7 protein-coding genes are annotated in these 9,284 nt (G+C 61.8%); all 7 read right to left on the reverse strand.

The window, feature by feature from the left end; all coding sequences use genetic code 11:
* Positions 1-1,649: type VI secretion system tip protein VgrG (gene vgrG / locus FN633_RS03985; protein ID WP_154058818.1), on the reverse strand; the 1,649-nt coding region annotated here is incomplete at its 3' end.
* Positions 1,642-4,248, reverse strand: coding sequence for a type VI secretion system ATPase TssH (tssH, locus tag FN633_RS03990; protein WP_154056832.1), 2,607 nt, complete (start codon positions 4,246-4,248; stop codon positions 1,642-1,644). The genes tssH and vgrG, both read right to left, overlap by 8 nt.
* Positions 4,249-4,381: 133 nt before the next feature.
* Complete coding sequence (gene hcp, locus FN633_RS03995; protein WP_154056833.1) at positions 4,382-4,873, reverse strand: type VI secretion system effector Hcp; 492 nt, start codon at positions 4,871-4,873, stop codon at positions 4,382-4,384.
* A 13-nt stretch (positions 4,874-4,886) separates the two neighbouring features.
* The gene (locus FN633_RS04000) at positions 4,887-6,590 is read right to left on the reverse strand and encodes an OmpA family protein (RefSeq protein WP_154056834.1); all 1,704 of its coding nucleotides are present in this window, start codon (positions 6,588-6,590) and stop codon (positions 4,887-4,889) included.
* A complete protein-coding gene (gene tssL, locus FN633_RS04005) occupies positions 6,587-7,255 on the reverse strand; it encodes a type VI secretion system protein TssL, short form (RefSeq protein ID WP_154056835.1) in 669 nt (222 codons plus the stop codon). The genes FN633_RS04000 and tssL overlap by 4 nt, the downstream gene beginning before the upstream one ends.
* The gene (gene tssK / locus FN633_RS04010; protein WP_154056836.1) at positions 7,252-8,589 is read right to left on the reverse strand and encodes a type VI secretion system baseplate subunit TssK; all 1,338 of its coding nucleotides are present in this window, start codon (positions 8,587-8,589) and stop codon (positions 7,252-7,254) included. The genes tssL and tssK overlap by 4 nt, the downstream gene beginning before the upstream one ends.
* A gap of 15 nt (positions 8,590-8,604) precedes the next feature.
* A partial coding sequence (tssC, locus tag FN633_RS04015; protein ID WP_154058819.1) for a type VI secretion system contractile sheath large subunit occupies positions 8,605-9,284 on the reverse strand: 680 nt, incomplete at its 5' end.

Below are 9,284 nucleotides of genomic sequence, written 5' to 3' on the forward strand. Positions count from 1 at the left end.
ACAGATACCCGGTCATCCGTACGCAGCTCTACCCCCTCGCCGCGCTGATTCCTTTCGCTGTCCACCAGGTGCCCGAGGTTAAGCTGGCTCTTGCCGCCGTACTCGGTGCTGATCTTCACGTGCTCCTTTCCGCGCGTGTCGTCGAGGCGGATCTTGTTATTCGCCGGGGTTCTCAGCACGTTGCGTTTGTAGTTATAGATAGTCACATGATCCGGATGCGCCGAGTCGTGCAGGACGCCGGCGATATAGGGCCGATCCGGATCGCCCTGCTCAAAGGCTATCGCCACCTCGGTGCCCGCCAGCAGCGGCAGGTGCAGACCATAAGTGTCCCCGGCATAGGGCCGGGACTGGCGCACCCACAGGCTCTCTTCACCCGGAGACCAGCGATCGCGGTCAAACAGCAGGCTGACGCGGTAGCGCCCGTCGCGATCGATATGACCGTAGATATCGTTGGGTTTAGTGCTTGTCACTCTCGCCGGAAGTGTCCCGGCCATCACGGGTTTAACGATGGTGACCGGGCGGAAGCAGTAACGCTCAGAGAACGGAATAGCATGAAAGGTGACCTCAAAGCTGCGGTCACGCCGGGCGCGGCTGTGAATGCGGGTGATCACCACCCCCTGACGGAAGGTATCCGCCACCTCCTCGCCGCCGGTCACCTTCAGCTCCTGGCCGGGGGCCAGCGTCGCGCAGCTGGTTTCGCCGTTCAGCTGCACCTGACCGTTCAGGTATCGCTCGTGGCGAATACGGGCGTAAAACGCCCCGCTCTCCGGCTCCGGGTCACGCTGGTCGCTGTTGCCCGGCGTCAGGTAGTTGTCCCCCCAGTGATACGCCTCGCCGCAGGTGGTGCTGTCGCCCGGCGACACATCCGTGCTGAGGTTCATATCCTCCGGCGCGTTGCGGTAGTTATAGCTGCGGGTAAAGACCGACTTCTCCACCACGTGATGATGGCTTTTCAGCGCCCACACCGACTCGGTGCCGCTGTCATGCTGCCCGGATGGCGGAACCGACGGCAGCGTCAGCCCCTGTTCGACATAGCGCTGGTCATCGTAAAACGCCACCACGTCAATACTGAGCCGGGTGTCCGCCGTGATGCTGTACCAGATCCCCACCTCCGCCAGCAGGCGTGAGATAAAGGTCAGGTCATCCTCGTTGTACTGCATCACCTGCTCACGGCGCGGGTACTCATTCGCCAGGGTGAAAACAAAGTCCTCCCCGCGCATGTCGTGGCGGGTGCGCAGGATGTGCTCCACAATATCCGGCACCGACATATCCTGGTAAATCCGGTTCTGGTGGCTTCTTGAGAGCAGGGCCAGCCGCGGCTGCAGCGTCAGGCAGTAGCGCGTTTCATCCCTGGAGGTGGAGAGACGTTCAAAACCGGTAACTGTTCCCTGGAGGGTGCGTACCGGCTGCTGAACCCCGATCCCGAAACCCTGATCAACCGGAGCCTGCAGGGTCAGCGACGCGTCCTGCATCAGCATCTGCTGCGGCGTGATGGCCTTATCCGGGCTGGTGAATTCAATGGTGTAGCGGAATGGTTTGCTCAGCGCCTCATGACCTTCAAAACAGAGTACATCCAGCAGCGACTGACAGCCGCGCACCTTCAGCAGGTTATGGCTGTGACTGAACAGCGGGGAGGTCGCGTTACTCATGGCTTATTTCCCCTTCGTCCAGATCCAGTCCAACTCCCGCCTCTTCACTCCAGCTCAGCGTCAACCGCTGCGGCTTCTGTCCCGCCGCCATACGACTTAACAGCTGCTGACTCAGCACCGGCAGGATCTGCTGATTAAGCAGGCTGTCAATGTTGCGCGCCCCGGTATCCGGCAGCAGGCAGGCGGCGGTCAGGGCCTCATACAGGCTCTCGTCGATAGCCGTTGTCATGCCGTAATGGCGGGCCAGCCGCTGGCTGACCTGATCAAGCTTCATCCCCAGGATGGTGCGCATCGCCTGCTGCCCCAGCGGGCGGTAGGTCACGGTCTGGAAGCGGGCCAGCAGCGCGGGCTGAAAGTGGTCCCGCAGAATGGGGCGCAGCAGTTCGTGCAGATCGGTATCGGTGGCGTCCGGCTGGTCGTCCAGCAGCTGCATGATATGGTCGCTGCCGAGGTTAGCGGTCATCAGGATCACCGTGTTACGGAAGTCGATCTCCCGCCCTTCACCGTCGCGCATAAAGCCGCGATCGAACACCTGGTAGAAGAGGTTCATCACGTCCCGGTGCGCCTTCTCCACTTCATCGAGCAGCACCACGCTGTACGGACGCTTGCGCACGGCTTCAGTCAGGATGCCGCCCTGGCCGTAGCCAACGTAGCCCGGCGGGGAGCCTTTCAGCTGGGAGACGGTGTGCGGCTCCTGGTACTCCGAGAGGTTGATGGTGATAAGCGACTTCTCGCCGCCGAACAGCGTATCCGCCAGCGCCAGCGCCGTTTCGGTCTTGCCGGTTCCGCTCGGGCCGACCAGCAGGAACACGCCCTGCGGCCCGTTCTCGGGTGCAAGCCCGGTCTTGGCGGCGCGCAGGCGCTGCGCGATGGCGTTCAGCGCCGCCTCCTGTCCGACCACCCGTTTTTCGAGTGCGGCTTCAAGGCTCAGCAGCTCCGTCTGCTCATCCTTCATTAATGAGGAGAGCGGCACGCCGGTCCAGTCAGCGATAACCGTGGCAACGGTGCGCACACCGACGTCCACCTCCAGCAAAGGATTATTTTGCTGAACTTCAGCAAGCTGGTGCCGCAGAGCGGCAAGCTCCCTCTGACGGGAGATATCTGCGCGGCATGCCAGCAGCTGTTCGCTGAGCGCCAGCTCCTGACCGTACTGCGTCTCCAGCGTGTCGAGCTGCAGGATGATGCTCACCTCTTCTTTATCGATAGCCTCCAGCCGCTCGCCATGCGGGCCGTTACCCACCGCCAGATCCTCCAGCAGCGCCTGCTTTTCCATCTCCAGCGCGGTGATGGCGGATTTCATGCGGGTCAGTGGTTCAGGCACGGTATCGAGAGTCATGCGCACGCGGGCGGCGGCGGTATCGAGGAGATCCACGGCTTTATCCGGCAGCTGACGTCCGGTGAGGTAGCGCCGGGAGAGCGTGACGGCGGCGCGCACCGCGTCATCAGTGATATGCACCCCGTGATGATGTGCGTAGCGGGCTTTCAGCCCCCTGAGAATCAGGCAGGCGGTGTCGTCATCCGGCTCGTCCACTTTCACCATCTGAAAGCGACGCTCCAGCGCGGCGTCGCGCTCAAAGTACTGCTTGTACTCACTCCAGGTGGTGGCGGCGATGGTGCGCAACTCGCCCCGTGCCAGGGCGGGTTTCAGCAGGTTGGCGGCGTCCGCACCGCCCGCCTGGTTACCCGCACCGATAATGGTGTGCGCCTCGTCGATAAACAGCAGAACCGGGGTGGGCGACTGCTGCACCGCCTCAATAATATTCTTCAGCCGCTGCTCGAACTCGCCCTTAACGCCCGCGCCGGCCTGGAGCAAACCCAGGTCAAGCATGCGCAGGCTGACGGTTTTCAGGCTCTCCGGTACGTTGCCTTCGGCAATGCGCAGCGCCAGCCCTTCCACCAGAGCGGTTTTGCCCACGCCTGGCTCGCCGACGAGGATAGGATTGTTTTTGCGCCGTCGGGAAAGAATATCCACCATCTGGCGGATCTCCGTATCGCGACCAAATACCGGATCGATGCTGCCTTCCCGCGCTCTGGCGGTGACGTCGAGGGTGAATTTATCCAGCACGTTCTGCAACGCCGGGTTCAGCTCCCCATCATGATGTAGCGCCAGCTCCGCTTCCTGCTGAACGTCCGGGCGCTCATCGGACTGGGCATCGAGCAGCGGACGCAGGCGCTCCAGCTGGCTCTGACCCAGAGTTAACAGCGGCCACAGGCTGTCGCAGCGCGCCAGTTTCGGTTTATCTACCAGAGCCATCAGCAGATGGACGCTGCGAATGCATTCTTCGCCTGCCAGCGAGGCCCGCAACCAGGCGTCCTGCATTAGCGTCTGCGTGCTCTCTGCCAGCTGCGGACGACTGCGCACGGAGCGCGGCAGCGCATCCAGCCAGCCGAGCAGATCCTGCCAGATGCTATCCATATCCCACTCATAGCGCCGCGCCAGCACGGTGAGGTCGCCCTCGCCCTGCTCCAGCAGTTTCAGCAGCCAGTGCTCCGGCAGAATTTCCCCATGCGCCCGGGTCTGGCACAGGGAGGCGGCCCCTTCCATCGCACGGGCACAGTAGGGGTTGAGACGACGCAGCAGAACGGCGGGATTTTCCATGACTCTCTCTCTTTATCGGTTCCTGGACACGCTACCGCCCATCGCTGTTTCCTGGTATTCAGGAGACCAAAGCGCACGAGGTCGGTCGCGGATTGTGTTTTTTTGCTGAAGGTCCGCGAAGTATGACGGGCAATTATGCGGTGGCCCGTTCGTTCCAGGCGTCGGAATGAATGATGTTGCCGTCCTTATAGGTCCAGGTGATTTTTTCGTAACGCAGCTCGATCTGCTCCAGGTGGTTGTGCTTCTCTTTGGCAGGATCTTTGATGTCGTGCATCAGCGGGTTCACTTTCACCACCTTCACGTTCTCCAGCTTGGTGTTGAAGTACTCCACCTCCTGGCCCGCGTCGTTGATCTTGTACCACTTGAACTCGGCAGATTTGAGGGTCTGCCCGGTGGTCACCGCCTTGTACAGGTAGGGGCTGGAGGAGTCGATCTCCTTGGTGAATTTGAACGGCGTGTGGATACGCGTGCCGGTCAGCCTGCCGGTGTTGTTGTCGGTGGGGATGTAGAGATCGTGCTCCTGGGCGACAACTTCGATGCTGCCTTCACGATCTTTCACATCGACGGAACCCTTGATGTCCGCACCGCCGTCGTCTTTCAGCCACAGATAAACTGGAATTGCCATTGTGTATCTCCACTTATTGCTTATCAGCGTCACCCTGCTGGGGTGACAAAGGGGTTTTGCCCGGCATCCGGCAGGCATTGGCCTGCGGTACCAGACTGATGTCGACACGCCGGTTCAGCGCCCGGCCTTCCGGCGTGTCATTGGTTGCGACCGGGCGGCTTTCGCCATAGCCCTGCACCGCAAAACAGCTCTCCGGCACGCTACCCGTGTCACGCATCCAGTTGCGGACTGACTCGGCGCGTTGCAGAGAGAGGATCTGGTTAGATTTTTCATCCCCGGTGCTGTCGGTATGGCCTGAGACCACGATCAGCCAACCGGGCCTGGCCTTAATACCGACCAGCGCATTGACCAGCACCTTTGTGGAGCCGGGTTTCAACTGCCATTGGCCAGTAGCAAACAGCGACATGCTGTCGAGACGTACCGTCTGCGGCCCCTGGATCACCTGCTTGATCGCCGGTGGCGGTGGCGGAGGAACGTATGTCTGAATGGCGGCCAGCACCGCAGGGCGCAACCGCTCCCCCCGATACAGCCCCAGCCCGTAGCGCAGCGGCTCACCGTTACGAGACCAGTTATTGAGCAACGCCACATCGCTACGCAGCCGTGCCACCGCCCTGGCTTTTGGCACGGTGTCCGTCATCCCAATCCGGTAATAGTTCGAGACATCAAAGGCGAGCCGGTGCAGCAGCTGGCGGTTGTTCCATGCGCTGCTGCACAGAGCGACCAGCACGGCCAGAGTGAAGAGAGAGAACGCCCGGCGTTGCGTCCGGTTACGCGGCGTGGTGCCGCCACCCTGCGGCAGCAGCGGCAGAATACAATCTGGGAGTGGCATATCGTCTGGCAATGCCGTACCCGGCTGCCAGCCCGGCAGCTGATTGAGAGTGGTATGACGCGCCAGCCAGCGTGACCAGAGGGAGTCTGCCAACGCAGGCACAGCGGACGACGGAGCCTGGTGGTAGAGCACCATTGCCGGCACCGCCGGCGGCATGTCCGGCGAGGTCGCCGTCAGCGCCGGTATCACCGCCTCCGCCATATAGCGGGCTTGCGCGTTTACCCTCACCTGCGTCCGCAGGCGAGAGGCGCTGTCGCCCTGCGAAAGCCAGTGGGTAATGCTGTTCGGGGCGCGATCCGCCTGCCAGACCTGAAGCGCGTCCCCCGCCCGAACGGACTGCCATAGCGTCTCAGCGACAGACACCCCCGCGACGGTGCTGGCCAGCAGCAGTGGCACCGTGCGCCGGGTCTCGCGCCGCACCTGCGCAAGCTGCCAGCGCAGCTCATGCAGGCGGGTGATAAGCATCGCCTCATCGTCATGCTGCTGCGGACGGACAACGATCATCACCGCCAGTTGTGCAACCAGATCCGGGCGTTGCCAGAGCAGATGACGTACCGTCTGCCGCAGTTGTGCTGTGGACACCCTCAGCCAGCAGCCGTGCGCGGTACGGTATATTGATCCCTCGCCCGGCCAGTCCAACGTGTCGCCGCAAACCAGCACCACCGGCAGGCGGTACGGCGCTTCCGGCAGATCGTTCAGCTCACCCTCACCTTCCGCCAAACCGTGCAAACGGTGACCTGCAGAAACCAGTCCGGCAATAACGACAGCCATTGTCAGCAGAATGGCAAAACCGCGTTCACTGGCCGTCAGCGGCAGGAACAGCAGGCACAGCAGCGCCGCGAGCAAACCGCCCCACAGCCATAACAGGCGCTGCTGGCGCACGCTCATTTTCCAGCCCCCGGCAGTAGGGATGTCACCAGCCCGTCAAGCCAGTGATTTAGCCCCAGCCACAGCGCCGCCACCACAATGGCGGACAGGCCGATGCACACTGGCCAGTGGCGTAACCATTCACGCACGCCGCGGCCGCCGGAAACCGTGGCCAAAAGCGGACTGTTTGACGCAAAACCCGACGGCGGGACACGATCGGCCAGCGCCCGAACAATCTGCTCACGGGCCGGGTCGTTCAGCGTGGCATAGCTGCCCTTAAACCCCAGCGCCAGCACCCGATGGAAGCAGGTCAGCACCGCGCTGTCCGGCGCAGGCTCGCGCAAAACCTGCCGTATCCGCTCGTACAGTGCATCCCCGGCGTCCATGGTGCCGAAGTAGTTGGCCTGTAGCGGACGGTCGTACCAGACAATACAGGCATCATCCTCACCTTCTCGTCCCTTGGCGGTTTCATCCAGCAGCGCGCACCAGGCATAGAGAATATGCTGGCGATCGGCCTCGCTCATTCCGGCCTGCGCCAGCTGCACCATTACCTGGGTAATATCCTCCACGCAGCGCTGCCAGAGCATCTCCCCTTCGCCTTCCGCCAGCACGGCTCCGTAACGCAGCTCGGTGACGATCAGCCAGGTGTTCTCCAGCAGGGCGTCAATATCAATATCCTTTTTCATGAACGCAGCACCGCCCAGAGTTCAAGTTCCGGCTCACCCAGCAGGCCGGAGACGTAAAACACGCAGCTTCCTTCCGCCAGCATGGCCTGCGCTGCCGGATGGGCCATATCAAGGTTGAAATACTGATTTTCCAGACGCAGCGGGATCGCCGCCGGAACATGGCTCATGGCCCGCAGCGGAACACCGGGCCGCGAGCCATTGACCACTCTGTCCACTTCATCCGGGCTGCCCACTTTGCACTGCTGCGGAAACAGCTCCAGCAGCTGCGCTACCGGTAAGGCGGAACGCACTGAGAGATAAAAATCAGCATCCTCGCGCAGCCTGAGATCGTGCAGGCGGGCATGCCAGCGTTTGCGTCGCTCATCCTTAACCATCTCAATTGCCACTACTCTTGATGGCAGACTGGCCTCCAGCAGCACGCCCAGCAGGTCAAACAGCGGCGGGAATACCACCGTTAACTGCTCGTGACGGTAAACCGGAATATCAGCTGTGGTATGCTCAAGAGAAAAGGTCAGCAGGCTACCGGCCAGCCCCGCTAGCACCTCATAGAGGCGCTCGGGATGAACCTGCGGGTGGCGGACAAAATGACTCAGCACCGGCTCCGCATGGTTCAGGGCATTCAGCAGCCAGAACAGCGACACATCCGCCACCGCAAAATCCGCCATCCGCTCATTGCTCTCACGGCGCATCGCCATCAGCCGATGCAGGCGAATGCGTAGCTGACTCAGTAACTGCTCCAGCCGATCCAGCAGCCAGCGGCTGGCCTGGATGCTCAACAGCGGTGGGACAAAGGCGCTGTCCTGCAACCAGTTGCCCTGATTGTCACGAAACAGACGGGCCACGGAGACCGTCTGGTAGTTAGCGTTATCCTCGTCCGCCGCGCGTAGGACCAGTTCCGGCAGCATCACCGCTATTTGGCGGCTGTCGTCACCATAGCGGTTACGTACCTCCCGCCAGCCAAGTCGCCAGCGCACCGGGCGCTCCGGCTTCTCCTCCGGACGCAGGCAGTTGCCGCCATTTTCATGCTCATGCGGCAACGCCAGTACCACCGTCAGCTCGCTGCGTTCGGGAAGCACAATCACCGGCGGCAAGGGATCCGCATTATCAGTATCGATAAGGGTGCCGTCGGCAAAACGCACAGACAGGTGGCTGGCTTTCAACCGCCCCTGCGCCAGCAGAGAGGCGTCAAACTCCACACGCTGTATTCCCCACGGATTCAGCGCCCCCAGCCGGGCGATACTCTCTGCGGACCAGGCGATAAGTGCCGCCTGATGCTGAAAATGCTGCGGCGAGATCATCTGTCCCCTTGCCCATAGCGGTCGTTCTGTCTTCATCGCACCTCCTGTGCGTTACGCTTTCGCCTTCGGCATCTGAGAGACCAGCGACAGATTGACGTCCATGCCTTCCACCTGGAAATGCGGCACCGCGCAGAGCTTCACGCGGAAGAAACCGGGGTTGTCCTCGATATCTTCCACCACCACTTTCGCATCGCGCAGCGGATGCGAGGCCTGCAGCGCATCGCCCGGATCGGTCATTTCGGTTACCAGACCGCGTACCCAGGTGTTGAGCTCCAGCTCAAGCAGGCGGCGATCCTTGGTGGTGCCAATGTTTTCGCGCTGGATAAGCTTGAGGTAGTGCGCAATACGCGACAGCAGGAAGATGTACGGCAGGCGGGCATTGATGCGGCTGTTGGCCGTGGCATCCGCCGTGTCATACAGCGCCGGTTTTTGGGTGGAATTAGCCGAGAAGAAGCAGGCGTAGTCGCGGTTCTTGTAGTAGGAGAGCGGGATGAAACCGAGGTTGGCAAACTCAAACTCGCGGGTTTCGGGGATCATCACCTCAGAGGGGATCTTCACCTGGTTGCCGGTGCCGAGGTCATACAGGTGGATGGGCAGGTCCTGCACGGCACCACCAGCCTGCGGGCCACGGATCTGCACACACCAGCCGTTGTTGATAAAGCTTTTTACCATGTTGGCGGCGAAGGCGAACGAGGCGTTGGTCCACAGGTATTTGTCGTGATCCGGGCCTT

Origin of the sequence: Pseudescherichia vulneris, from assembly GCF_902164725.1 — a bacterium.
Lineage (GTDB): Bacteria > Pseudomonadota > Gammaproteobacteria > Enterobacterales > Enterobacteriaceae > Pseudescherichia > Pseudescherichia vulneris.